The sequence below is a fragment of the Bernardetia sp. MNP-M8 genome (genome assembly GCF_037126285.1).
Taxonomy (GTDB): domain Bacteria; phylum Bacteroidota; class Bacteroidia; order Cytophagales; family Bernardetiaceae; genus Bernardetia.
Genome location: NZ_CP147012.1, coordinates 3,383,844 through 3,410,687, shown reverse-complemented (window position 1 = coordinate 3,410,687; position 26,844 = coordinate 3,383,844). Strand labels below are relative to the sequence as shown.

The window sequence follows — 26,844 nt, the reverse complement described above, 5'->3', positions numbered from 1 at the left end:
ATTTTTTTTTAGGGTGTAAATATATAGTATTAAAGCCACATTTTAAACAATACAAAAAAGCCTATTCAATCCTCAGGACTGAATAGGCTTTTTGCTTTATAGGTTTATATAATTATTATCTAACAATCATAAATGAACCTGTTTTCTGGATTTGTTTGGTAGAACCACTAAAAGGATCTGTATAACGAATAATCCAAACGTATGCTCCTGTTGGTACATCTTTACCTTTGTGAGTTCCATCCCAAAAATCTTGAGGTTCTAGGTCTGAAATATCATCGGCACGTACTTCATAAATTACCTCACTCCAACGATTGAAGATTTGCATTTCGAAGTTTTTGATATGCTTACCAAAAATCTCAAAATTATCATTCAAGTTATCGCTATTTGGTGTAAATGCTTCAGGAATGAAAATGCGTGGCTGACAAAGTTCAGTTACAAAAGTGCTATCATTTGTTTCACACTCTGTTGAATAACGAGCAATGACACGCAAACGATAATTTCCACCTGCTTCAATTTCTAAAGAATCTTTGTTTCCTAAAAACTGTCCTGTTGAATCTGTCCAAACATATAAATAGGTAGTTGTAGAATCCCTATTTAGAAGTTTAGAACGTAGAATATGCGTTTGTCCTCTTTCAAAACGGTCTTCTTCTCCCAACTCAAAACAAAGCGTTGTATCAGAAACTAATTCTAAAATTGGTTTCTCTTTGACCTGTACTTCTGTTGTTCTTGTAAACACACAATCATCTATTTTTACTTCTACGCTGTATATTCCTGATTTGGCTACATTTATAAATGGTGTTGTATCTCCTGTTGGAGTCCAGAAATAAGTAGCACGAGCCTCAGTAGCAGAATCTAAAAAGTTGAGTGTATCTCCAATCATTACACTTTCGCTTTCACAAACTTGTAATAATTCTGGCAACTCAAAAGTCGGACTTACATAAACGTGAACTGTATCAATATTCTGACAGCCATTTGAGTCTGTTCCCATTACAATATAATCTGTCGGAACTTTCGGACTAACTGTGATTGTATCAAAAGCAGTTGGGTCGTTGAGCCAAACATAACTCTTACCACCAGAAGGATAAAGTGTGATTGAATCATCAGCACAAATACTGACTGTATCTACACTATGCGCTCTAATAGTTGGTAATGGATTTACAAAAATGATTGCTGTATCTCCTGTATTTTGACATTCATTCAAATATCCACCTGTTACTGTGAAAGTATGGAAACCAATTGAATCTAATTGTACAGTAATAGTTTGAGTGGTTTCTCCTGTACTCCAAAGATAAGAAGTTGCGCCTCTTGCTTTAAGTGTAACAAAATCTCCCATACAAACTTCCGTTTTGTAAGTAGAATCAATCGTAATATCAGATGCACGATTAAACTTAACCAAAACTCTATCTGTAGAATCACAACCTGTAAGTGAATCATAAACTGTCAAAACAACATGGAAAGGCTCGTAAGAAGCTGGTTGAATGTCTTCAAAAGAAATGTTCAAGACAGAATCTCTTGAAAGAAGCACATTACTTTCTTCGTGTGTCCAAATATATCTTGTCAGAGCAGGATTATCAGGCAAGAAACCATTGATTTCAAGTTGCTCGTTTTCACACAAACGAATTTCTTCTTCTTCTATATTTGCCACAGCTTTACGATTTACACGAATTTTGATTGTATCACTTACGCCACCACACTCAGTAGAAGAGTTGAAATACGTTTTCAAAATATAGATATGTTCGCCTACTTCTTGAGGTGTTACAGTTACGTTTGTAGTTGTTGCAAAAGAAGTTGTTTCAGGAAGTTTTATCCATTCAAAACGATTTCCAAAACTTTCTCCTCCTTCTAAAACTACACTTTCTCCTATACAAATAACCGAATCACTTGTATTTATTTGTGCAATTGGTTTTCTTCTAAAACGAACATTTACAGTATCAGTAGAAAAACAACCTCCATTTGGATCAGTTACTTTTATCTCAAAACGCTGTGAAGCAAAACTTTCAGTTGTTTGATACGTAACTTTGATTTTTGAAGTTGTAGCAATTACTTGATTGCTTTCTAACCATGTCCAAACATATTGATAATCATCATCATGAGTTGGGTCAAAAGCATCTAAAATAAGCGAATCTCCTTGACAAATAGTTGTCGTATCCGTTCCATTAGATGTATTTGATAAAGGCAACTCAATTTTAGGACGAACAAATACTTCTACAGATTTGGTTACAGAACAATTAGCTATTGTACTGGTGTCTGTTACTGTTACTGTATAAATTCCACTTACATTAACGATAGCTCTTCGGTTAGAATCACTTAAACTTACAATTCCAGCTCCCTGCCAATCGATAAGCATGTTACGAAGGTTTGTAGCTTCTATTCGCAATGTATCTTGCACACCACAGAAATAATTATCGTGTCCTAAAATTTGAAAATCTGGGTCGGCTGTAAAGTTTACACGAATTGTATCTCTTGCTTCACATCCTCTTGGATCAATGGCAGTTACTGTATAAATACCTTCTTCTGTTGCATCATATACAGAATCTGTTCCTATAATTGTAGGGTCATTTTCTTTGTACCATTCATAGGTCGTTCCATTTTGATGAGAAATATCAGAACCTACCAAACGATATGGCAAACTTGAAGGGTTACAAACAAATACATCTGCTCCTAAATCTACATCAAGCGTATCATAATTGGTAACAGAAACAATATTACTAGAGTCACTACAACCTGTCTCAAGATTAGTAACAATCACAAAATATGTTCCTTGAAGAGAAACATATAGAGAATCATTTCCATTTCCTACTGTAATAATATCACCATCACCCTTTATACGTCTCCAATCATAGATAAACGAACCATCTTGAGTTGCTACTAAAGGCACAACATCATCAACACATTTTATTCTATCTACTCCCAAATCAACAACAGGAAGAGGATGAACAACAAAAGTAACGGTATCACTATTAGAAGAACAACCATTTGCAGTGGCAAAGCCTTTAGCATAGATTTGATATGTTCCTGCGTCAAGTGTATTAGGTTGAATAATATATGGATTTGAAGTAGAAACAGGCAAACCATTGATAAAATATTGGTGATTAATTCCTCCCACTACTTCAAAAGTTGCAGCTTCATCAATACAAAAAGCTGTAGTTGAAGCAACCCAATTTACTTTTGGAGGATGTACTGTTGTAATTACTACTTCATCTGTTGTAACTGTTCCACTACAATTTTTATCTGTAATTGAAAGAACTTGATAAGTATTTGTATTCGTATTTATTACAAATGTTTGAGGACTTGGACTTCCTACTGCTCCTATAATTTCAGTCTCTACTCGTACAATACCAAATGTATCAGTTACTTGATAAGTAAGTGTTGCAGGGAAATTTCCTGTAATTGTAAAAGTAACATCAGTAGGGCTATCAGCACAAACAGTTGCTGTTCCACTTACAGTAGCTGTTGGTTCTGGATAGACAGTAACTGTTGCCGTATCAGCTAACATTTGTGTACAACGTCTTCCAAAATCTCCTATTCGTGTAGCTTGTACAGAGTAAATAAACTTGTCTTCTCCTGTTGTAAGTGTAGTGCTTTCAGGTAATCCCGTAAAGGTAATTGTAGCCAAATCAACAGTTGGAGTTTGGATTGCTCCTGTTACAGCTACCCCTTCTCTAAATAATTGATATTCTACATCTCTTTCTGCATTAATAACCGAAATGGTAGAAGTTCCTGTTGCACAATGTGTAACTGGAGAAGCAGAAACAATCAATGTAGATTCATCCACTTCAGGTTCAGCATAAAAGCTAACATTTACAGAGCTTTGTGCTGGACAAGTTGCCCTCGTATCTGTAACAATAAGCGTATAAATTGCTTCATTTGTATCTCCTCCTTGAAGAGCAAAATTATTTACAACTTGACTTTGCCCTGTTCCCAGAGGAATCAAGGTAGGAGCAGAAGCACTACTCACAAACCATTCATACGTATAGAAAGGAGATGCAGGAGCAAAAAGAGTTTGTGCTCCTTCACTTGTACAAAAACCTAAATCAGTAACTACACTGCCTTCAAATTTAATTTCTGTATCTGGAGAAGGGAAAAACTCTATTGTAATTTCATCAGTTCTACTACACAGATTTGGATTATCATTACTGATAACTTCTAAGACATAGGTAGCTGAACTAGAGAAGTTTGATGCAGGTGTAACAAGTGTGCTTGTAGTGCTTACCACACCAACACCTACTTGTGTCCATACATACGAAACAGAACCAAAATCGGCATGAGAAGGCAAAGCACCTTCTAGTGTTCTTGCGCCTTCCGAATCACAAAAAGCTAAGTTATCAGGAGCAGTTGTTCCTCCAAACTGTATTTCTGCAATAGGATTTGCTAAGAAATTGATAGTTATGGTAGTTGTACTCTCACAAAATAACGTATTTGACTCATCATTTACTATTAATTGATACTCAACAGATTGAGTTGTATTGCTTGGACTAGTAACTGATATTTGTGCTGTATTTCCTGCAAATGCTCCTGTAGTCAGGTTTGTCCATTCATAAGTAATATTCAAACCTGCATGACTTGGATGAACACCACTCAAAATCTGCACTCCCTCATCAAAACAGAAGTCTAAACTTCCACCACTTGAAACGGCTGTTCCATTGTGAGAAATCTCTGCAATAGGATTTTCTATAAATTGAATCGTTATCTGTGCTGTTCGTTCACAAGAAAGTGTTAAGCCATTTGTTACTAAAAGTTCATACGTGGTAGTTGTTCCAAAATTAGAAACATCTAAGGTTGAACTTGTTCCTACAATTGCACCTGTTCCTACATCTTTCCATTCATAAGTAATATCTGCAAAACCTGCATGGTCTGGCGTTACTCCACTAAGGGTTTGAACTCCTTCTACATTACAAAACTGCAAGGTATTTCCTGTCTCAATATTTCCATTAAAACTAATTTCAGCTTCTGGATTTGGATAAAAATTAACTGTTATGGTAGCTGTATTTTCACAAAAGACTGCATTTGATTCATTTTTGACTATTAATTGATAATCAATAGAAGCAAAAGTATTGGTTGGGTTGGAAATAGATATTTGAGGAGTATTTCCTAGTGAAATACCATTTGTAATATCTGTCCATTCATAAGTAACTGTGCCTAGACCTGCATGACTTGGATGAACACCATCTAAAACCTGCGATCCATCATCAAAACAAAAATCTAAACTTCCACCACTTGAAACGGCTGTTCCATTGTGAGAAATCTCTGCAATAGGATTTTCTATAAATTGAATTGTTATCTGTGCTGTTCGTTCACAAGAAAGCGTTAAGCCATTTGTTACTAAAAGTTCATACGTGGTAGTTGTTCCAAAATTAGAAACATCTAAGGTTGAAGCTGTTCCAACAACGGTATTGGTAGCAACATCTTTCCATTCATAAGTAATATTTGCAAAACCTGCATGGTCTGGAGTTACTCCACTAAGGGTTTGAACTCCTTCCACATTACAAAACTGCAAGGTATTTCCTGTTTCAATATTTCCATTAAAACTAATTTCAGCTTCTGGATTTGGATAAAAATTAACTGTTATAGTAGCTGTATTTTCACAAAAGACTGCATTTGATTCGTCATTTACTATTAATTGGTAATCAATAGAAGCAAAAGTATTGGTTGGGTTAGAAATAGATATTTGAGGAGTATTTCCTAGTGAAATGCCGTTTGTAATATCTGTCCATTCATAAGTAATATTCAAACCTGCATGACTTGGATGAACACCATCTAAAACCTGTGCTCCATCATCAAAACAGAAGTCTAAACTTCCACCACTTGAAACGGCTGTTCCATTATGAGAAATCTCTGCAATAGGATTTTCTATAAATTGAACTGTGGCTGTTGCTACTCTTGCACATGAAGTGGTTTCTCCATTTGATACTGTAAGTTGATAATTTGTAGTTGCACTAAAGTTATCAACTGTAAGTGTTGGAGCTGTACCTACTACTATCCCTGTTCCTAAATCTATCCATTCATAGGTAATATTTGGAAAACTTGTATGGTCAGGTGTAATGCCACTTAATACTTGCTGTCCTTCTGAATCACAAAACTGTAATGTATTGGTAAATGTAGAACCTGCAAAACTAATTTCTGCTTCTGGAACTGGAAAAAATGTAACCAGCATAACATCAGAGCTATCACAATTTGTTGTGTTTGGGGTTTCATTATTAGTTACCTTCAATGTATATTCATACGTAGTAGGCACTAAACCAACCGAACTAACAGTAGTTGTGAGTGTACTTGAGGTTTGTCCTATTAATTCTAAGCCATCTCTGAACCATTGATAACTTGGGTTATCAAAATCAGCTGTGTTGTGTGCTTCCAAAACTAAAGGAGCTTCTGTATCACAAAGTGTAGTATCGTTTCCTAATGTAAAAATAGGATTAGGATTTATATTTACTGTTGTTGTTATTGGATTATCCAAATTCTCACAAAAAGCATCTTGTACAAGATTTACAGTATAAACTCCTGCTTCATTTGTAATAAAAGAATAGGTATCTGCATTAATCCCAGTAACTGTAACATCTGGTTCGCTATCTCTTTGGTAAACAATCGTAAAAGGCTGTGTTCCTGTCATTGTTATGGTAAGTTCAACATCCTCTCCTTGACAAAGATTTGTTCCTCCACTAAATTCGGCTGTTGGAAGTGGATGCACAATGATTTCAGGTGCTATATCTAAAACTACTTTACATTCTCCTTCTGATACTGTATTTTGTACTACAATAAAATACATTGTAGTGGTGCTTATGGTAGGAGTAGTAAAAACAATAGGGTTTCCTGTTAATGAAGACTCTGCTGTTCCAATAGGTGCGCCTATTATACCTGCATTATTTTCATAAAGTTGATAGGTATATCTTGTTCCTACTTCTGGGTTTACTATTGTCACTGTTCCCTCTCCTGTATTACAAATTGAATCTGTTTCTACAATAAGATTTGTAATAGGTAAAGGTTCAAAGGTTACTTTTATTTCGTCTTCATACACACAACTACTTGCAGGAACACGTAATTCTAATTTATAAAAAACTTCAAAAGGAGTCTGTGGAATAGGCAGTGTCTCAGATGCTGTATAAGTTACATTGGTAGCTAATGGAATATCTATATAAGTTATTCCTCCATCTGTACTTCGTTTCCACTGGTAGGTTGCATTAGCTGGGTGAGAAGCATCTGTTCCATCTAAATCTACAGAAGTATTTTCACATATTATTCTATCATCTCCCAAATCAATTTGAATATCACCTAATACTTCTAACTCAGCTTGTTCGTCTAGCAAAACAGTACAAAAAGGCTCATCTATATAACCTGCCTGAACTTGAATCGTAGAAATTCCTACAGGAAGTCCTGTAAGAGGAAGTTGTATTGTGCCTCCTGTACCTGTCATTAGTCCTCCAAAAGGAGTTCCATTTCTAAGAATTTGATAATCAATATCTAATTGAGAACCTACTATTCTAACAAAAGCTCCTGCGCTTGAGCAAAGTATACTATCATTTGGGAAGACTGTTAAGTCAGTTATAGGCTCAGGTTTAATAGTTACATTTATCTCATCTTCATTTTCATCACATCCCGTTTCACCAGTCGCTACACTTGTTACAACTACTTTATATACATGAGGAGTAAGTGAAGGAGTAAGTGCTTGTACTGTGAAAGTAGAAGTAGAAGTAGCTGCTCCTTGAGAAACTCCATCTATAAACCATTCGTAGCGTGTATCTGCATCATGAGAAGGACGAACAGCATCAAGTGTAGGAAGAGGTTCTGATTCACAAAGATTAATATCTTCTCCTAGATTTACTTCACAGTCATCTAAAATAATAGAACAATCTGTTGTACCTGATCCACCTGTTTGAGTAATAGTAAGCTCAGTAGGTTGATTACTATAATTAGTAACCATCAATATAAATATTTGTCCTACAGCAGTAGAAACAATACTGGGAGTTTCTATAACTGTAGTTCCAGCATAACTGCAATCTGCAATGGAAGCAGTACGTGCAAATATTTGATCACAAGCTTGAGCAGGAGTAGTACCTGGAGCAAATGGCCCCCAAATTATAAAATCTATATCTCTAGCAGGAGTTCTTCCTATTTGCAAATCAATAGCTCCGACACTTCCTATTTGTAGATAAAGCCAGGCAGGACTGGGCGTATCTGACAAACAATCATAGTCTGGACCCAAAGGAGCTTGTGTTCCTCCACCAGGACCTGCACCAGGAGTAAGACCAGCAGGATAGCTTATTCCTGAGTTACTACAGAAAGGAGTTGCTGTTCCACATTCTGTCCCTTGTGCATATATAGAATTCCAAGAGGAGGTAGTATAAAAAAATGCTGTCATTAAGGCAGCGTAAAGTAGGTAAAAATACTTTTTCATTGTTTTAGCTGGTTATTTTTTGGTAAAGTCTATAAAGTAGCCAAGTTGTTTTCGTTGATTATATATTTTCTTTTTGAGATACTCTCCCCAGTTTTCCAAGTTCCAATTTTGCTTTTCGCTATCAGAAATGAGAGTAACAATTACTTTTTGAGTAATAATATTAGTTTGAAAAGTTACACTAGAATCATTAAAAAAACTAAAAAAACGATTAGCTTGTTCTATTGTAGTTAGATGTAACTTTAAAATATCAGCTTCAAATACTTTTGCATCTAGAGGAGAATCTCCATCTAGCATAACATAAAGTTCATTTGTAATATACGCCTTTGGCAATTCTTTTGAATCTGCATTTTGTGCTAATAAAGAATTAAGGGGTAATAAAAAGATAATAAAAAGAAAAATTATCTTGTAGAAAGAGGAGGTACTTTTCATTGATTTTTAATTAAAACCATATTTTGAGTTGATATTAGATACATTCTAAATAAGAAGAAAATTCTCCTTTCAGAAAACCTAAAGACTCAAAAACAAGTCTTTTGTTAGATGGTTGAAAATTATTTTGGTCTAAATTTACGTATAATAGTATTCTTTAACAAAAGATTAATACAATATGAATCACTGCAAAGAATATTTTTTTCAAAATAAACTTCTAAATACTTGAAAATATACAGTTTTAAATGTAATTAATCTAATTATCTGTTTTTTATCGAAAGGAGCTTTGAAAAAATTTTACTCAAATTAATACAAATTATTTATTTGTGTTTCTAGCTACCTTTTCTACCTTTGCTTTTTTTGGAATAACTATTTTTAATTTTTTTATTATTCTTATTTTATTTTTTTTCTTCCTTTTATGAATCCAATATCATTACATCAAAAAACAGAAAATTTTAAAAATTTAGCTTTTGAAGCTGGTTTTTTGCATTGTGGAATCAGTAAAGCTACATTTTTAGAAAAAGAAGCAAAAGATTTGGAAAAATGGCTTACACAAGGTAAAAACGGACAGATGCAATGGATAGAAAATTACTTTGATATTCGTCTTGATCCTCGTCTTTTGGTTGATAATGCAAAATCGGTTCTTACATTTGCTTACAACTATTATCCACCCGTGTTATTAGAGCAAGAAAATAATTACAAAATTTCAAAATATGCGTATGGGAGAGATTATCATAAAGTCATTAAAAAGAAATTAAAACATCTTATCAATCATTTAAAAGATGAATTTGGAGATTTTAATGGACGTGCTTTTGTAGATTCTGCTCCTATTATGGAAAAAGTTTGGGCAAAAAAAAGTGGAATTACGTGGCAAGGAAAACATACAAACGCTATTCATCCCAAAACGGGTAGTTTCTTTTTTTTGGCAACCTTAGTTTTAGATATAGAATTAGAATACGACAATCCTACAAAAGATCGCTGTGGAAATTGTACCCTCTGTTTAGATGCTTGTCCGACTGATGCACTTTCAATAGAAAATCCCTATCAAATTGATGGAAGTAAATGTATTTCATATTTTACAATAGAACTAAAAGACAAAATTCCATCAGAGATGCAAGGAAAATTTGAAGATTGGATTTTTGGTTGTGATATTTGTCAAGATGTCTGTCCGTGGAATAAGCGAAAATCAGCTCAAATTCCTCATAACGAAAATGATTTTTTGCCCCCTGAATTGTTACAAGAAATGACAAAAAAAGATTGGCACGAACTTACAAACGAGCTTTTTGACGAATTATTTATAGGTAGTGCTATAAAAAGAACCAAATTTGAAGGCTTAAAACGAAATATAGAATTTGTAAAAAAGTAGTTACAAAAAAATAACTTTCCTATTTTATATAGAAAAGTTATAAAAATAATTTTTGTCGGTTAAACTTATATATGAACTTGGTTTATCAAGTTTTATAGATTAAAATGTAGCAAATAGTTTTTGGCTAAGTATATGTATTAAAAAATTTGACTAAAATGATAGAAATAGCTTTTTAAGCTACTACTCTTGAACTGGCAAAACAACGTAGTAAAATATCATAATACAGCTGTCCGAATTGAGAAATAGCCCAGTTACGAAGTTCAAAAACCTCATTTGAAGTAAGAAGAGCTATTGTTTTGCGTAATTCTTTTTCAAAAAGTATTTTAGAAAAACTAACTTTCTGAATAATCATTTTTTGATACTCTAACATAAGCGAAAAAAATTTAATAGTGAGTGTTTATTATTTGTGTGTGTAGCTATCAAAAGTTGCTTTATTCTTATCTTAGTAAGTTTTAAGTAAAAATTTGAGTGAAAAATTAAATAAGTTTATTTTGAGGTTTGTTTACAAAACCTTATGAACTCACATTAACTCAAATTATTTTTTCAGAAAACTCTTGACTCTTAACTTGATAACTAATGTAATCGCAATTAAGAACGTAAAACCAGTAGTTTAGGTTTAGTGAAATAGTGATAATTCAAGTTAAAAATTGAATAAATTATGTTAAACCTATTTTTTCCTGTAACTTTTGATATGTACCCAAAATACGTTTTTTTTAATGAAAAAGCAAATCTAAACTCCACATAATAAGCCATTTGCAAAAATTTCAAAAATTGTGGCGATTTTTAAACCTCTATTTAAAATTAGACAATAAAAAAGCCCATTATTTTCATAATAAATAATAGGCTTTTGAAATCAAATTGAAAGATATATTAATTCTCCATCAAAAATGCTTTCATATATTCGGTCAAATCACCATCTAAAACAGCTTGTATGTCTGTTCTTTCATAACCTGTGCGAACATCTTTAATAAGTTTATAAGGATGCAAAACATAATTGCGAATCTGTGACCCAAAATCAATTTTCTTTTTAGAACTTTCTATTTCATCTCTGGCTGCATTACGTTTTTCTATTTCTATTTGATAGAGTTTTGCTTTAAGCATTTCCATAGCTAATTCTCCATTTTGAAGCTGAGAACGCTCTTGCTGACATTCGGCTACAATTCCTGTCGGAATGTGCTTCAAACGAACAGCAGTTTCTACTTTATTTACATTCTGTCCACCTGCGCCACCCGAACGGAAAGTTTGCCTTTCGATATCAGCAGGATTGATTTCAATTTCGATAGAATCATCTACCAACGGATACACATAAACAGAAGCAAAAGAAGTCTGACGTTTTCCAGCTGAATTAAATGGAGAAATACGCACCAAACGGTGAACACCATTTTCAGACTTGAGATAGCCATACGCAAAATCGCCACTAATACGAATAGTAACTGATTTTATTCCTGCAACATCTCCATTCACAAGGTCAAGAAGTTGGTATTTGTAATCGTTTTTTTCTGCCCACATTCTGTACATTCTAAGCAGCATTTCAGACCAGTCTTGGCTTTCTGTTCCTCCTGCACCCGAATTTATTTCCAATATAGCATCTAGTTTGTCTTCTTCGCCACTTAACATTTTCTGAAATTCTAAGTCTTCTAAAGTTTTTGTTACTTTTTTAGCTTCCTTATTAACTTCAGTTTCTGTAGCTTCTTCGGCTTGATAGAATTCATATAAAACCTCTAAATCTCCAAGTTGAGTATAAAGTTTTTCAAATCTATCTGTCCATATTTTTTTAGCTTTAATATTTTTTAGCAGCTTTTCGGCTTCTTCTGGGTCATTCCAAAAATCGGACTTGAAAGTTTGGGCTTGTTCTTCTTCGATTTCGGCTTTTTTGGTTTCGTAGTCAAAGATAGCCTCGCAAATCTTCTGTTCGATTTTGCAAGGCACGTAATTGGTCTGGAGTCATAAATAAATTAAAACGACTGAAAAAATGAATAAATTGTTTTTATTTTTACAAAGGTAAAGACTAACAGAGAGTTTGACAACTATAAAACTATATTGAGTCAAAAACAGTTTTTATGAAAAAAGAAATATAAAAGATAAATTTATGCACATTCATAAAATAGATGCCGTTTTACATTCCGATTTTTTAAAAGAAAACCGTCAAGACCCGATTACAGGAGATTTGATAGAAGAAGGTGATGAAGTAGTTTTTTGTGCAAGCTGCAAATCAGCTTTTTTAAAAGATACGTGGCTTTATTTAGACAAAAAACATTGTGATCAAAATAGAACCATCAAAAAACCAACTTTTGGGCAAAGTCTTGTTCTTGCAAAAGCAAAACAAGAAACCGTTTTTATTCCATTAGAAGGTGCAAAATCATTCAAAAAGTTTATTAAACAAACAAAAAATGGATATTGGACAAGTGAATATGAATCTATAAAAAATAATATTATAGTCTATAATGAAAGAGAAGGTACTGGTTTTATTCTTTTTTTAGCAATGATTATGTATGTTGTCTTTATGTTTTATTTTGGTGTTTCGGTAGGACTTGTTGGACTTGTGAGTTCGCCTATTTTATTGCTTTTGGCTCGTTATTATATCAATTTGGTATATTCTTCTAATACAGATAAAGCGATGCTAGGTGTAGGAGAAAATGAGCTGATTATCTATTTTTCAGAAAAAAAACAGAAAAGTTTTATTAGTTATAAACACATAGAAAAAGTAGTTGTGACTTACAAATCAGATGACAAATCAATAATTGAAATAAAGGATAAAAATGGACTCAAAATAAAAACAGAATTACAAACTACACTCATTAAAAAGTTTTTGACTTCTATTTCAGACAGAAATAAAGAAACTCTAATTGAATTACTTTCATTCCCTGAAACATATACAAACACAAACTTTTTTTGGCAGTTGAGGGAAAATCCTTTGCTGAGATTATCCTGATTAGCAAAGAGTTATATTTTGTAAGATTCAAAAGAAAAAATTTAGATTAATAATTTCACTTTGCAAATCAAATTTATTTTAACAAAAGATTCGTAAATTTTATTTTTGCCTATTCTATTTTTGTATATTTGACTCATAAACAATCTAGCTAAATCTTAGTAATGGATTGTAACTTATTTTTATATTTTTTCTTGCCGTTGTTGTACGCTTTATTTGAAATTTAGACCAACAACACAAATCAATCATTATGACTTTTCCAGAAGAATTAAAATACACTAAAGAACACGAATGGATTCGCTTAGAAGGCGATATTGCAACTGTTGGAATTACAGAATTTGCACAATCGGAACTTGGTGATATCGTTTATGTAGACATCACAACAGAAGGCGATGAAGTAGAAGCAGGCGAAGTTTTTGGTTCTGTTGAAGCTGTAAAAACGGTTTCTGATTTATACATGCCAATTACAGGAACAGTAACAGAAGTAAATGCTGAATTAGAAGATTCTCCAGAAACAGTAAACTCAGATCCTTATGCTGGTGGTTGGATGATAAAAATTAAAGTCAATAATGTTGATGATGTAGCTCAGCTTATGTCAGCTGCTGATTATACAACTTTAGTTAGTTAATCAAATTGTATTTTTTGAATTGGACAGGGTTTTAACCCTGTCTAATTTTTATCTAATTATTTTTTAATAGCAGAAGCTAAATATTTCCTTACATTAATTGTCATTTCAATGTCCTCTATTTTCTTTCTATCTTTTTTATTGATTTTGTCCGAAATATCTAGTTTTTGAATGCGTGTTATAGCATTTAATTTAATTGCCTCTTTTTCTCCATTCAAAAATACTTCAACAGGCATATTAAAATCTGTGTTTTCAGTATTTTCTGATTGATTTCCTTTCCATTTATAAGATAAAAAGATGTTATCATCTTCTTCCAAAATCTCATATTCCAAAACAGGAATCTCTTTATTAGTTAGATAATAATTAAAAATAGGAGTTAAATTTCTACCTGTTTTTTGATTGAAAAAATTGATAACTTGCTGTGTATTTATGTGTGAATGTTTGTAGGTCTGATAAAATTCTTTAACTGTAGCAAACCATAATCCATCATTATCAATCACAGAACGCAAAGAATGCAGCATCCAACTTCCTTTGTAATACATATCTGCACCTAGCCAGTCGTTATAGTTTACATCCAAAGGCGCAAGAATGACATCTTGATTCAAAATTTTAGGTTTTTGAGTCAATAAATAATCAATTGCCTTTTCTTTTCCTTGAAAATATTCTACAAAAAGAGCTTCCGAATAAGTTGTAAATGATTCGTGTATCCAAAGTTCTGCATTATCGTTTGCACTGACACTATTTCCAAAAAATTCATGTCCTGATTCGTGAATAATTATAAAATCGAAACCATACGGATTAAGTTTGTAATTATTTCCATAAGCTACACAAGATTGATGTTCCATTCCCCAGTAAGGCGTTTCTACAAGCGCATAACCATCTTTTTCGAAAGGATATTCTCCAAAAAAATATTCAAAGGCTTCTAACATTGGCTTTACCTGACTCTCAAAATAAGGCTTTGCCTTTTTCTCATTTCCCTTAATAACATAATAGTCTAGTTGTATAGGTTTTAAAGAATCTTGGTTATTTATAGGATTTGTTAGCTTTGTTTTAGAGATATATGTATCTTCAAAATGAACATAATCGCCAATATTCAAAGTCATATTGTAAGAAGCAATTGGATAAGAAGTTTTCCATTCGTAACCAATGTAATTTTTGTCTGTTGTTTCTTTATTAATAGAAATTAAATCACCATTCGAAACACAAAATAAATCGTTTGGAACTTCTGTATAAATACGAACGCTATCAGGCTCATCGCTCAAATGATCTTTCAAAGGAAACCAACTACTAGCTCCCAATCCTTGACAACTAACTGTTACCCAAGGTTTTTCATTTGCTTTTTTATTCCATGTAAAACCACCATCCCAAGGAGGATTAACAGCATTCTGAGGTTTTCCATGATAATAAACACTTATAGTTTCATTAGTTTTGTTCTTTTTTGAAGTATTTAGGCTATTTCTAATTTCGGTAGGAAGTTCTACCCAAATAACTTTTCCTTCTCTTTTATTTCGTAGAGTTTGAGTAGGATTAATAAAACTTTGAGTCGTATGTTGATTATAATAGACAATAGAATCAATTTCAAAATTTTCGAATAAGTCTAATTGTAAGACTGAATCTAAATCAAGGTTTTGGAATGTTATTTTATTAAATCCTGAAATAGATTGATTTTTAATATCAACTTTTACATTCAAATCGTAATATTTTACATCATAAGCTCGCTCTTTTCTCAAAGCTCCTCGCAAGGAATCTTGATGAGAAAAAGTCATCTTTGCATGTTGAGCAAAAACAAAACTACACTTACTTTGTAAAACAAATAATACTGCAAAAAATAGTAAATATAACACGTAAATTATTTTTTTCATTTTTTGATTAATTAGTGGTTATTTTGTCGCTGGTCAGACACCAACAACGGTGAATTTTTTATAAAAAGGAGCATAACTTATCGTTTGCAATTTATCACTTATAATTTTTAAAAATGCCTTTACAAGTTTTAGAAAAATCCGAAAATCGTTTGGTTGCACTTTGGCAAATTACAGAAAATAGTCTGTTTTTTGAAAATCAATTACCAAAAGAAGATTTAGAATATATCAATAGTAAATATTCAGATAAAAGCTCAAATGAGAGATTACAAACGAAACAGAATGAGAAAAAACTTGAGCGTTTAGCTGTTCGACTTTTGCTAAAAAATCTAGTAGAACAAATGGATTTTGAATACACTTTTTTAGAAAAAACACAAACAGGAAAGCCTTTTTTGAAAGGTAACACAAAATTAAAACTTTCCATTTCTCATGATTTTCCTTTTTGCGCTGCCATTATCGACCAAAATAATGAAGTAGGAATTGATATTCAATCGCTTACACCAAAAATTAGCCGAGTTTTTCATCGTGTTATGAGTAAAACAGAACAGGAAAAAGCACAAACATTGAAAGAACAAACTCTTTTTTGGTCTTCAAAAGAAGCACTTTATAAATATGCAGATATTGAAGGACTTTTTTTTAAAGAAGACTTAAACGTAAAATTAGAAAATGATTATTTGATAAATAATAATAAAAGTCAGCTTCTTGGAAGAATTAAAAATGATTTAATTTCAAATAAATGGCTGCCTTTATTTCATCATAATTTTACCAATAAAGAAAAAGAATTTGTAGTCGTTTGGCTATAAATTAAACAAAATTTTGTTGTACTGAATTTCAATTTACAACTTATCATTTACAATTATTCCCTAACCTTCATTCCCAATTTTGTATAAAGTTCTGTTCCAGAAAGCTCTACAATATCGCCAGACTGCATTTCTCCTAATTCAATATTTTCAATGGCATAACGCACCAAACGCAAAGTGGGGAATTTTACGGCTGCTGTCATGTGTCTTACTTGTCTATTTTTTCCTTCTGTAAGTGTAAGTGAAATCCAAGATGTAGGAATCGAAGCACGATAACGAACTGGAGGATTACGTGGTGGAAGAGTTGGTTCTTCAATAGATTTTGCCTTTGCAGGACTCGTAAAATAATCCTTTTTCTTGATGCGAATAACAACACCTTCTTCTAACTGCTTCAATGCCTCTTTATGAATTTGTCCATCTACTTGTACATAATAAGTGCGCTCATGAGCAAAATCAGGATTTAACAATTTATGATTTAGTTTTTTATCATTGGTCAGAATTAATAATCCTTCGCTGTCTGTATCTAGCCTTCCAAGTGGATAAACATCTTTTGGAAAATCAAAAGCTAAATCTGCCAAAGTTGCTTTATCACCTTCTTTTGAAAACTGACAAATCATTCCGTAAGGTTTGTAAATAATGAAATAACGCATATTTTTCTTGTATATAATTTTTGAATTGTTTTTTTACAAAGTACGCATTTTCAGAAACAAAAAACACTTCTATTTTTCTAAAATAAAAGTGTTTTTAACGATTAGGACTTTCGCAAATTCATTTCTAAACAAAATAGTATTTTGTTTTTTCCATAGCGTTGGGTTTGCAAACCCAACGCTATGGAAAAAATAGCATTTGCACAAAATAAAATTTAGTAATGGTTTGAATTTGCGAAAGTCTTAACGATATGAGTTGTATTATTTTTGTTTGTTACCTAATATTTTTACTTTAGTTAGCCATTTTTCTCTTTGCGCTTGGGTAGAGTTTCGTACAACTCCGATATAGGTTACTTTTACAGGCTTGATACCACAAAATTCTAAGGTGTTCTTTTTGAGTTGTTTTGTACTTGGCTGTCCATTTATGAATTTGTAGTACCAACTTGGTTGGTCTAATGTAGTAATAATATGTGCTGTTTTTCCTTTTAAAAGTTTGTCCCAAAAGACAGAATTGTCTCTATATTGAAAAGCAAAAGTAGGTAAAAAAAGCCTGTCAATAAATCCTTTCAAAATAGCAGGTAAACCTCCCCACCAAACAGGATGAATCCAAACTAAATGGTCTGCCCATTTTATTTTCTCCCAAGATTCTACTAAATCAGGTTCTAATTCTGTTCTTTTTTGGTATCCATATTTTAGATTTGGATTAAAATTTAACTCTGAAACAACAATTTCTTTTATTTCTGCCTGAGAGCTTTCTGCTCCTTCTTTGTAGGCTTGAGCAATTCCAAAATTAAAGGAATCTTTATTTGGATGTCCATTGATAATTAGAATTTTCTTTTTCATTTGTTTAATCTTTTTAGTGATATTTATATTAGTTTTTGCGATTAAACAAAGGTAAAAAAGAGGTTTATGAGGATATAGGACAAATGTCTAAAAAACAATTTCCTTACGAATTCGGCTCAAATGTCTTTGTGTTATTCCTAAATAAGAAGCCAAATATTGCAATGGAATTTGTTGAATATATTGAGGCTGTTTTTCAATTAAATCTCTATAACGCTGAACTGCATTGTCTTTTTGAAGTTGGAAAACTCTTTTTTCTAATTCAATATACTGTTGTTCAGCTATAATTTTGAAGACTTTGAGCCAGTTGGTACTTTTTTGAGTTAAATCATCTACTTTAGTTTTAGGAATAGTTAATAATTCAGCTTCTGTAATTGCTTGCATATTTTCAGAGGTTGTTTCTCCTGTGATTAAAGAAGAATAAGCAGCCATTAAATTATTAGGAAACATAATACAATATGTAAATTCTTCTCCTTTGTTTGAAGTGTAGAAAGACCGAAAAGTTCCAGACTTAATAAAGGCTATCTCCTTACAAATTTCTCCTTCACGAATAAAAAAATCTGATTTATTGAGTTTTTTTGGAGTGGTATTTTTTACAAAATCATCAATTTCTGTTTCTGAAAGAACTTCAAATATTTGAAGATATTTTTTTATCATGATACATGTTGTAAATTTAAACTATCAAACTTTACTTATTAAATAATCCTGTTTTGAAGCATCCTTATTATTCAAAATCTCAGAAAGAAAAAAATAGCATAACAGCAAAAATAATAGTATTGTCTTTACTTGTAAACCTAACTATGGGTTGTATATTACTCTATTTGAATCTAATTCTTTTTATTTTTTTTCCAATAGCAATTACATTTTCTATTATAGCTCCTTTTTTCGATATTCCCTCTTTGAAAGAAAATAATCAACTTATTTATTATTCTTCATTATTTGTTGCAGAACGAGAGAAAAAGAAAATCATTCTTGTACACGGAGGTAGCTTATTCGATTATTTTTTTGTCATCGATAGAAAACTAACAGGCAGAGAACGTTCAAATTTTATTCTAAAACACTATTTAGAAGGACTTCTCAATCTAATTTCAGAATATGAAACTAAAGATGCTCAATTTTTAGAAGATGTAGTAATAAAAGGAACTACTTATATTATCAATGAAAGAACAGCAGAAAAATTTGGATTAAAAAAGATAGAAACTGATACAATAAAACAATTAATCCTTATTTATAACTATCCAAATTTAATTTGCTCAATTTCGATTGCAAGAGCCAAACTTAGCTTTCCCAACTTAAAAAACATAAATACTTTTGAAGGAAAGATTACTGAATTAATTAAAAACAAGGATTACTTGACTAGATTGTATCAAAAAATATAATTCTTATATTAATCACCTCCCAACATTCCACCTAAAGAAGTTGTTTTCGAAACAGCTTTACTCATTGGTGAAAGTGCCTGAACGAGTTTTGAAAGTGGCATCGATTGTAACCAAACTTTACCAGTTCCACTAAGTGTAGCCAAAAACAGACCTTCGCCACCAAAAAACATAGATTTTAAATCTCCTGCTTTTTTGATGTCCATTGTAATCCCCTCTTCAAAAGCTACAATACAACCTGTATCGACTTTCAATGTATTTCCTTTAAGTTCTTTTTCGATAACTGTTCCTCCAGCGTGAAAAAATACCATTCCGTCGCCTTGCAATTTTTGCATAATAAATCCTTCGCCACCAAAAAAGCCAGAACCAAAACGACGATTGAGATGAACTGAAATTTTTGCACCTAAGGCAGCACAAAGAAAACTATCTTTCTGAACAATCAGCGTACGATTATTACAAGAAGCAAGCTGAACAGGTGTAACCGTCCCTGGGTAAGGCGCAGCAAAAGCAACTTTTCCTTTTCCACTTCCTCGTTGTGTAAAGTGTGTCATAAAAAGAGACTCACCAGTTATCATTCTTGCACCTGCTGACATAAGTTTTCCAAAAATTCCTTGCTCAGGTTCTGAACCATCACCCATTTTAGTTTCGAAACTTATATTTTCTTCCATATAAAGCATTGCGCCAGCTTCTGCAATAACTGTTTCATTTGGGTCTAGCTCAACTTCTACAATCTGAATATCGTTTCCGATAATTTTATAATCTATTTCGTGTGATTTCATAAGACAGGGAATGTTTTTAGTTTGGAAAAATACTAAAGATTAATTTATATCAAAAAATACGGATTTTGTAAATGAATTACAAATTATAAAAAATAAATACTTGTTCCTCAATAAAAAATAAGTAAAAATTTATAGAATATGATTCCTAAAAACAGATTTTTTAATTAAAAAATATCATACAAATTTTACATCTATTTATATACTTTTTAATTTAAAATAAATTCTAATTCCATAATATTAAATTATGATATTGTTTATTAAAATCAGCTATTTATTTGTCAAAAAATCAATTTACATTAAACAAAATGATAAATAATAATTCTTTATCAAAACATTATTTCAAAATGGGTGTTCTTTTAAGCGAAGAGTCATTCATATTTTATGTTATTTTTTACTCTTTATTTTTTGATAACTTAGTTATCATTTTTAATTTATTTTTTAAACTTTATCAATTTATTCCTATGGACAATTACAGAAACACCGATCCTCTTGACACTACAAACACGTATAGCACTCGCAAATACCGTGAAGGAGGAATGATGACAGGACTTTTCAATGAACCTGAACATGCTGAAAGAGCTTATCATACATTACGTGAACGTGGCTATGAAGACAAAGACATTAATGTATTGATGTCAGACAAAACTCGTGATAGACATTTCAAAAATACAGATACTGAACTTGGAAATAAAGCTATGGAAGGAGCAGGAACTGGCTCAGCCATTGGTGGTGTGTTAGGCGCAGTAGTAGGATTAGTAACTGCTGTTGCTCTTCCCGGAATCGGTCTTGGCTTGGTAGCTGCTGGTCCTGTTTTGGCTTCTTTGGCTGGTGCTGGTGCTGGTGGTCTTACTGGAGGACTTTTGGGAGCATTAGTAGGCTCGGGAATTCCTGAAGAACACGCAGAAGTTTATAAGGAAGGTATCAAAAATGGTGGTGTTGTCATCGGAGCAAAACCACGTGATGAAGATGATTATAACCATATCCATGAGAAATGGAATAATTATCAAGGTAAAAATGTTACAACTTACTAAGAAGTAATTTAGAAATCTCTAAATTGTTTTAATAGAAAAACTACTCAATTTTGTATAAATATGAAATTGAGTAGTTTTTTTTATTAATTACTATTCTTAAAAAAAGTGACTTCATTGTATTCTTCTTTTAGATAAGGAGCGTAATAAGTTGTTTGAGATCTAATAATACCATGTTCCCAAATTGTTTCTGTAGTAAAATCCCATTCATCATTTTGATAAACATCCTTTTTTATGACTTGATTATCTTTATCATAAAGATAAGTAGTTTTGAACTTTTCATTATTCTTGTAATTTAGAGATATTTCCTCTACTAAGTTATTATTGTTATCATATTTATATGTTATGAGTGTTATTTTTTCATTTTTTGTAGATTGATTAAGTTCGATCAAGTTTCCTTTTTCATCATATTTATATTTACTGTAGGTCGTAAATTCATCAGCTACTTTTTTTGGAGCATTTTCAAATCTACCAATTGATTCTATAAGTTTTTCTTCTTTGTTATATTTATTTTCTTGATTAATTATTTGAGTATTACCATTGTAAGAGAGTATTTGCCTTGATAGTTCTCCTTTTTCATCTCTTTCAAACTCACTGCTTTGAAAATGAGTGCTATCATTGAGGATGTATTCTTTTTTCTGAATATCCTCGTTTTTTGTGTATGTTATTCTTTCAATATTTCTTCCTTCTTCTCCTATCCAATAACGTTCTTCTTTTAGTACTTTTTTACCATCATACCATTTTACAGCACATAAAGTAGTGTCGCTAGTTACTTGATTTTGTTCTACTTGATAGGTATAACCTTCTATCCTTGTAATATTTTGACCAAATGAATCATAAGATATCAAAATAAAAAGTGACATAATACTATAAATAAATTTCATAAGAATTTGATTTTTGGATGTTTTTTAATAAAAAAGCGTCTTAGAAATAAATCTAAAACGCTTTTTAAAATTAATAATTAGCAACTAATTAATCATTAATAATTATCTTTTGCCTTTCATCATTTTGGCTAATTTTTTACTTCCACCTGCGCCTTGGAATTGGTTCATTTTACGCATCATTTTACGCATTTCACCAAACTGTTTGATAAGGTTGTTTACTTCTTGAATAGTACGTCCACTACCAGCAGCCAAACGACGACGACGACTTCCATCTAAAACATCTGGGTTTGAGCGTTCGTGTACAGTCATTGAATTAATGATTGCTTCGATAGGACGGAAGGCATCATCATCAATTTCAAAATCTTTAAGTTTTGACCCAATACCTGGTAACATTCCTACCAAGTCTTTGATATTACCCATCTTCTTGATTTGTTCGATTTGAGAAATAAAATCGTTGAAATCAAATTGGTTTTTACGGATTTTTTTGTTGATACGACGTGCTTCATCTTCATCATACGCTTGTTGCATACGATCAACAAGTGAAAGAACGTCACCCATTCCCAAAATACGTTGTGCCATACGGTCAGGATAGAAAGCATCTATTCCGTCCATTTTTTCACTCGTACCGATAAACTTAATTGGTTTATCAACTACTCTACGAATAGAAAGGGCAGCACCACCACGAGAGTCACCATCTAATTTTGTAAGAACTACACCATCATAATTGATACGGTCGTTGAATATTTTTGCAGTCGTAACAGCATCCTGACCTGTCATTGCATCAACAACAAACAAAGTTTCGGTAGGATTCAGAACATTTTTCATTTCTGAAATCTCACTCATCAATGCTTCATCAATTGCCAAACGACCAGCCGTATCGACAATAATAATTTTCTTTCCTATGCTTTTACCGTGTTTGATAGCATTTTGAGCTATCTCAACAGGATTTTTATTTTCAGGTTCTGCATAAACCTCAACATCGATTTGCTCAGCTAAAGTTTTCAACTGCTCAATGGCAGCAGGACGGTAAATATCACAAGCTGCCAAAAGAACTTGACGACCTTGTTTTTTAAGATGATTAGCTAATTTTGCAGTAAATGTCGTTTTACCAGCACCATTCAGACCAGCCACCAAAATAATAGAAGGATTACCAGAAAGATTCATTTCTTTCTTTTCTCCACCCATCAAAGCTGTCAGTTTATCATAGACAATTTTAGTAAAAAGTTCCCCTGGTTTTACAGCAATAAGAACTTCACGTCCATAAGCTTCATCTTTGATTTCGTCTGTAACTGTTTTGGCTACTTTATAATCTACATCGGCATCAACTAAAGCACGACGAATTTCTTTGATGGTCGTTGCTACGTTTACTTCTGTAATTTTTCCTTCGCCTTTCAGCGATTTCATGGCTTTATCTAATCGGGCTGTTAAATTATCTAACATATATGAAAATCGGTTGTATTTTTTCTATGAAAATGGAATTTCTTATTTTTCTTATCTAGTTCAAACGTCGACGCTTGAACTAGATAGTTATCGCAAAAAAGTATTAAACACACAAAGGTAAATAAAAACAAGGAATAAACAAGATATTAGAGAAAAGTTGTAGAAGGTGCTTTACAGAAATCTATACAGCTAAAAAAATTGATTTTTAGCTGTATGGTAAATTAAAATATTTTTTCATTTCTTAAATCAAGAATCTATTTAAAAATTATTTCTACACGTCTATTTTTCGAACGGTCGTATTCATTTTCATTTGAGGCAACTGGCTTTGTGGCAGCCATTCCTTTTGCTGTGATTCGTTTTTCATCAATTCCTAAATCTTTTAGTTTTGCTTTTAAAGCATCAGCACGTTTTTGAGTAAGCTCTTGATTTGCTTTTTCGTTTTCTAACTTATCATTATGAACCAATATTTCTATGTTTTTAGTCGGATTAGTTGTCAAATAATCTTTGATTTGAGCTAGAACAGGGTTACTTTCTGAACGAACAAAATCACTATTCAATCCAAAGAAAATCGAATAAAAATCAGCTTTTCCACTTGTTATTTTTTCTTGAGTTGTTTTGTTTGGAGTTTCATCATAAAAAGCAGCCAAAGGAGCAATAGCTGTCTCTGTTTTATGTCCATAATTAGAATTTATCTTATACTTTATGTATTTGACATTTTCTTGTGGCTCAATTCTGAAAACTTCATAGAATTTATCTTTATGAAGAGTAATTGGAAGAATTTTTTTAAAACTATCTTGGTTTTTATCTGTACTGGAAACCCAAATTTCACTATCCTTTACATGTCTATCTGAGTAGCTTTCTGAAGAATAATATTCACTACTCAAGACTCCTAAATAATTGATAGAAATAGTTTTTTTGATTTCGATAATTGCCCATTGAGGAACAGTTTTGTTTGGATTATAACTATCTCCAAAATACCAACAACTTGACTGTCCTTTGTTATCTGTAAGATAGTTTTTAAAGTCTTCTTGATTACGAAGTACCAATGTTTCTGGCGACCAAGCACCCTGATGATTTTCATAGCTGTACTCAATCACACTAGAAAGTCCTTCTCCTTCTCCCAAAAGCAAATTTTTAGGCAATTCAGAAGGAGAAAAAGAATTGACCTTACTTGACTTTACATTATCTGAGACAGGATTTGATTCACTAGCCTGAAGTATTTTTTCTGAATTTTGAGAGGCTATATTTTCATTCTTACAAGAAGAAAAAGAAATACAGATTAAAGCAATAAATAAGTTTTTGATAGAAAGTTCTTTTCTTAGATTTTTCATAAAAAATAAATGTAATAGTAATAGAACGAACTTGAAAAAGAATTACAATCGAAGTTTTAGAAACGATTATTCTTAATACACAATTTTTAAGCAATTTTTGGGTCAATTTTGGTTCAATAAATTTAATAATAATTATAAAACGATAGGATTTTATAACTAATTTTTAAATTGTACAAACTTTTTTTACTTATATAAAGGTGTATCTTTGTTATAATCAAAGTGTTATCACAGCTATTATTAAAAACTAAACTATGAAAAAACGAAATTTTATATATTCATTTTCAGCTATTTTAGTAAGTCTAATTTGTTTTTCATTTATCATAAAATCAGATAAAGATTTTATCAAAAACACTCAAATAGTTACTCCAATAGACAAAAATGAGCTTATTGAACTTACACAAAAAGATGATGATTCGCTCTTTGTAATCAATTTTTGGGCTACTTGGTGCGCTCCTTGTGTGCGTGAACTTCCTTATTTTAATGCTGCACACAAAAAATATAATAATTCGAATGATAAAATTTCAATGAAACTTATCAGCATGGATTTTGATGACCAATTGGAAAAACGAGTACTTCCATTTTTTGAACGAAAAAACTTTTCAGATTATGCTATGGATAAGTATTTAATTACATCTATGGATTATGATAACTGGATGCCTGAAATAGATAAAGATTGGTCTGGTTCTATTCCTGCCACTCTTTTTTACAACAAAACAAAAAATATTTATCATTTTCACGAAGGTGATTACAATCAAGAAGAACTATATCATACGATTGATTCACTTTTGGCGTTATAAGAAAATTAATTATTACCTATATTACTTCAATTTATTTTTATTAATCTGTTCTTTTCAAAAATCCTTAAAACTCTCAAAATTATGAACTACAACAAAATTTTTACTTCTCTTTCTATGCTAGTGGCAGTGTTTGCTATTGCATTTTTATTTACTGCTGCAACTGACGAAAATGGTTATACTGTTGGCGATGAAGCAACTGACTTTAATCTCAAAAATATCGATGGCGAAATGATTTCTCTTGCTGGAATGGAAGATGCCAAAGGCTATATTGTTACTTTTACATGCAATCATTGTCCGTATGCAAAATTATATGAAGACCGTTTGATTTCTTTGCACAATCAGTTTGCAGAAAAAGGCTATCCTGTAGTTGCTATTAATCCAAATGTATTGACACAACCAGATGACAACTTTGAGATGATGATAGAGCGTGCAGCAGAAAAAGAGTTTCCATTTGTTTATCTTTCTGATGAAGACCAAAGTATTGCAAAAGCATACGGAGCAACAAAAACACCTCATGTTTATGTATTGAGCAAAAACGACGGAAAATTAAAAGTAGAATATATTGGTGCTATTGATGACAATGCAAAAAGTGCTGACGAAGTTACAGAAACATACGTAGTAGATGCAGTAGATGCACTTTTAGCTGGTAAAAAAGTAACTAAAAAAGAAGCTAAAGCTGTTGGTTGTTCAATCAAATGGAAAAAATAATTTTTTATTGAGATACTAATAGCTAAATTTTTTATTCAATAAAAAGTAAAATCCTTGTGTAATTTATCTTATACAAGGATTTTTTAATGATTAATAATTTAAAGTTTGTTATCTAAAATCAGATTTTCGGTTATCTTTATTTTTAGTTTGACAAGCATCATTTCTTTTTTCTTCTGATTTTGATTTATTAAATGAGGCTACTATTGTATCCAAATAATTTTCTGCTTCTTCTATACTTCTAAATTTTGTAGTTGGCATTCCAGAACGTTCTACCATTTGGTTGGCTTGTAAATCTGCTATATCATTCATAGGCATTACTTCAGCTGTTTCTAAAAGTCCGTTTTCAGTAAGAAAAGATTGTACTTTTTCATGCAATTTTTCTATTTTCTTGCCTTGTAAATCTATTAGCCTAATATCAGAAAGAACAGTAAAGTTAGTTGTTACTTGAGCAATAGCTCTTTTCCAATCTTCAATAAAACAAGGAATTTGATTTTCGTCTTGTAACTTTCCTACCATACTAAAATAGATTCTATTCTTTGTAGAGCTTATATATAATTTATAATGCTGATTTTCTTCGATAGTAATTTTCATCTTAAAAGATTTAAGTAAATGGTTTATTT

21 protein-coding genes are annotated in these 26,844 nt (G+C 31.7%); 8 read left to right on the top strand and 13 right to left on the bottom strand.

The annotated features are described in order from the left end of the window. Positions 1-115: 115 nt before the first annotated feature. Positions 116-8,389, bottom strand: coding sequence for a gliding motility-associated C-terminal domain-containing protein (locus V9L04_RS13930; protein ID WP_338790424.1), 8,274 nt, complete (start codon positions 8,387-8,389; stop codon positions 116-118). Between the two features lie 12 nt (positions 8,390-8,401). After that, the gene (locus tag V9L04_RS13925) at positions 8,402-8,818 is read right to left on the bottom strand and encodes a hypothetical protein (protein ID WP_338790423.1); all 417 of its coding nucleotides are present in this window, start codon (positions 8,816-8,818) and stop codon (positions 8,402-8,404) included. 415 nt (positions 8,819-9,233) lie between these two features. On the opposite strand from V9L04_RS13925, the gene queG reads away from it, so the two are divergent. Further along, positions 9,234-10,181, top strand: coding sequence for a tRNA epoxyqueuosine(34) reductase QueG (gene queG / locus V9L04_RS13920; RefSeq protein WP_338790422.1), 948 nt, complete (start codon positions 9,234-9,236; stop codon positions 10,179-10,181). Between the two features lie 172 nt (positions 10,182-10,353). Here the strand turns inward: queG and V9L04_RS13915 are convergent, their stop codons facing one another. Both V9L04_RS13915 and prfB read right to left on the bottom strand, forming a co-directional pair. After that, positions 10,354-10,551, bottom strand: a complete 198-nt coding sequence (locus tag V9L04_RS13915; protein ID WP_338790421.1) for a hypothetical protein — start codon at positions 10,549-10,551, stop codon at positions 10,354-10,356. 500 nt (positions 10,552-11,051) lie between these two features. After that, positions 11,052-12,129 (bottom strand): peptide chain release factor 2 gene (gene prfB, locus V9L04_RS13910; protein ID WP_338790420.1). Its coding sequence is split into 2 segments (ribosomal slippage): positions 11,052-12,074 and positions 12,076-12,129, totalling 1,077 coding nucleotides; the frame shifts between segments, so codons are not numbered across the junction. Between the two features lie 141 nt (positions 12,130-12,270). Between prfB and V9L04_RS13905 the strand changes: the two genes are divergently transcribed. Together V9L04_RS13905 and gcvH are read left to right on the top strand one after the other, a co-directional pair. After that, positions 12,271-13,113, top strand: a complete 843-nt coding sequence (locus tag V9L04_RS13905; protein ID WP_338790419.1) for a hypothetical protein — start codon at positions 12,271-12,273, stop codon at positions 13,111-13,113. A 247-nt stretch (positions 13,114-13,360) separates the two neighbouring features. Continuing rightward, positions 13,361-13,738, top strand: a complete 378-nt coding sequence (gcvH, locus tag V9L04_RS13900) for a glycine cleavage system protein GcvH (RefSeq protein WP_338790418.1) — start codon at positions 13,361-13,363, stop codon at positions 13,736-13,738. Positions 13,739-13,794: 56 nt separating this feature from the next. Here gcvH and V9L04_RS13895 read toward each other — a convergent pair whose 3' ends face one another. After that, on the bottom strand, positions 13,795-15,597 hold the full coding sequence (locus V9L04_RS13895) for a M1 family metallopeptidase (protein WP_338790417.1): 1,803 nt from the start codon (positions 15,595-15,597) through the stop codon (positions 13,795-13,797). A 113-nt stretch (positions 15,598-15,710) separates the two neighbouring features. On the opposite strand from V9L04_RS13895, the gene V9L04_RS13890 reads away from it, so the two are divergent. Further along, positions 15,711-16,397, top strand: coding sequence for a 4'-phosphopantetheinyl transferase superfamily protein (locus V9L04_RS13890; protein ID WP_338790416.1), 687 nt, complete (start codon positions 15,711-15,713; stop codon positions 16,395-16,397). Between the two features lie 53 nt (positions 16,398-16,450). On the opposite strand, the gene V9L04_RS13885 is transcribed toward V9L04_RS13890, so the two are convergent. From V9L04_RS13885 to V9L04_RS13875, 3 genes are all read right to left on the bottom strand, one after another. Next, positions 16,451-17,044 (bottom strand): pseudouridine synthase, encoded by a 594-nt coding sequence (locus tag V9L04_RS13885; protein WP_338790415.1) that lies wholly within the window; start codon positions 17,042-17,044, stop codon positions 16,451-16,453. Between the two features lie 258 nt (positions 17,045-17,302). Beyond that, positions 17,303-17,884: an NAD(P)H-dependent oxidoreductase gene (locus V9L04_RS13880; protein ID WP_338790414.1), complete on the bottom strand. Its 582-nt coding sequence runs from the start codon at positions 17,882-17,884 to the stop codon at positions 17,303-17,305. A gap of 87 nt (positions 17,885-17,971) precedes the next feature. Beyond that, positions 17,972-18,538 (bottom strand): Crp/Fnr family transcriptional regulator, encoded by a 567-nt coding sequence (locus V9L04_RS13875; RefSeq protein ID WP_338790413.1) that lies wholly within the window; start codon positions 18,536-18,538, stop codon positions 17,972-17,974. A gap of 143 nt (positions 18,539-18,681) precedes the next feature. Here V9L04_RS13875 and V9L04_RS13870 point away from each other — a divergent pair, with 143 nt between their 5' ends. Further along, positions 18,682-19,260, top strand: a complete 579-nt coding sequence (locus V9L04_RS13870) for a hypothetical protein (protein ID WP_338790412.1) — start codon at positions 18,682-18,684, stop codon at positions 19,258-19,260. Between the two features lie 8 nt (positions 19,261-19,268). Here the strand turns inward: V9L04_RS13870 and V9L04_RS13865 are convergent, their stop codons facing one another. Next, the gene (locus tag V9L04_RS13865; RefSeq protein WP_338790411.1) at positions 19,269-20,036 is read right to left on the bottom strand and encodes a TIGR00266 family protein; all 768 of its coding nucleotides are present in this window, start codon (positions 20,034-20,036) and stop codon (positions 19,269-19,271) included. Between the two features lie 305 nt (positions 20,037-20,341). On the opposite strand from V9L04_RS13865, the gene V9L04_RS13860 reads away from it, so the two are divergent. Further along, positions 20,342-21,067: a hypothetical protein gene (locus V9L04_RS13860; RefSeq protein ID WP_338790410.1), complete on the top strand. Its 726-nt coding sequence runs from the start codon at positions 20,342-20,344 to the stop codon at positions 21,065-21,067. A gap of 83 nt (positions 21,068-21,150) precedes the next feature. On the opposite strand, the gene V9L04_RS13855 is transcribed toward V9L04_RS13860, so the two are convergent. The 3 genes from V9L04_RS13855 to V9L04_RS13845 form a co-directional block, all read right to left on the bottom strand. Beyond that, positions 21,151-21,948 (bottom strand): hypothetical protein, encoded by a 798-nt coding sequence (locus V9L04_RS13855; RefSeq protein WP_338790409.1) that lies wholly within the window; start codon positions 21,946-21,948, stop codon positions 21,151-21,153. A gap of 102 nt (positions 21,949-22,050) precedes the next feature. After that, positions 22,051-23,388 carry a signal recognition particle protein gene (gene ffh / locus V9L04_RS13850; RefSeq protein ID WP_338790408.1) on the bottom strand — a complete coding sequence of 446 codons (1,338 nt, stop codon included), beginning with the start codon at positions 23,386-23,388 and terminating at the stop codon, positions 22,051-22,053. 254 nt (positions 23,389-23,642) lie between these two features. Continuing rightward, positions 23,643-24,719, bottom strand: a complete 1,077-nt coding sequence (locus tag V9L04_RS13845) for an OmpA family protein (protein WP_338790407.1) — start codon at positions 24,717-24,719, stop codon at positions 23,643-23,645. A gap of 251 nt (positions 24,720-24,970) precedes the next feature. Between V9L04_RS13845 and V9L04_RS13840 the strand changes: the two genes are divergently transcribed. Together V9L04_RS13840 and V9L04_RS13835 are read left to right on the top strand one after the other, a co-directional pair. Beyond that, complete coding sequence (locus V9L04_RS13840; protein ID WP_338790406.1) at positions 24,971-25,516, top strand: TlpA family protein disulfide reductase; 546 nt, start codon at positions 24,971-24,973, stop codon at positions 25,514-25,516. Positions 25,517-25,597: 81 nt separating this feature from the next. After that, positions 25,598-26,224, top strand: coding sequence for a thioredoxin family protein (locus V9L04_RS13835; protein WP_338790405.1), 627 nt, complete (start codon positions 25,598-25,600; stop codon positions 26,222-26,224). 108 nt (positions 26,225-26,332) lie between these two features. On the opposite strand, the gene V9L04_RS13830 is transcribed toward V9L04_RS13835, so the two are convergent. Then, a complete protein-coding gene (locus V9L04_RS13830) occupies positions 26,333-26,815 on the bottom strand; it encodes a hypothetical protein (RefSeq protein ID WP_338790404.1) in 483 nt (160 codons plus the stop codon). Positions 26,816-26,844: the final 29 nt, after the last annotated feature.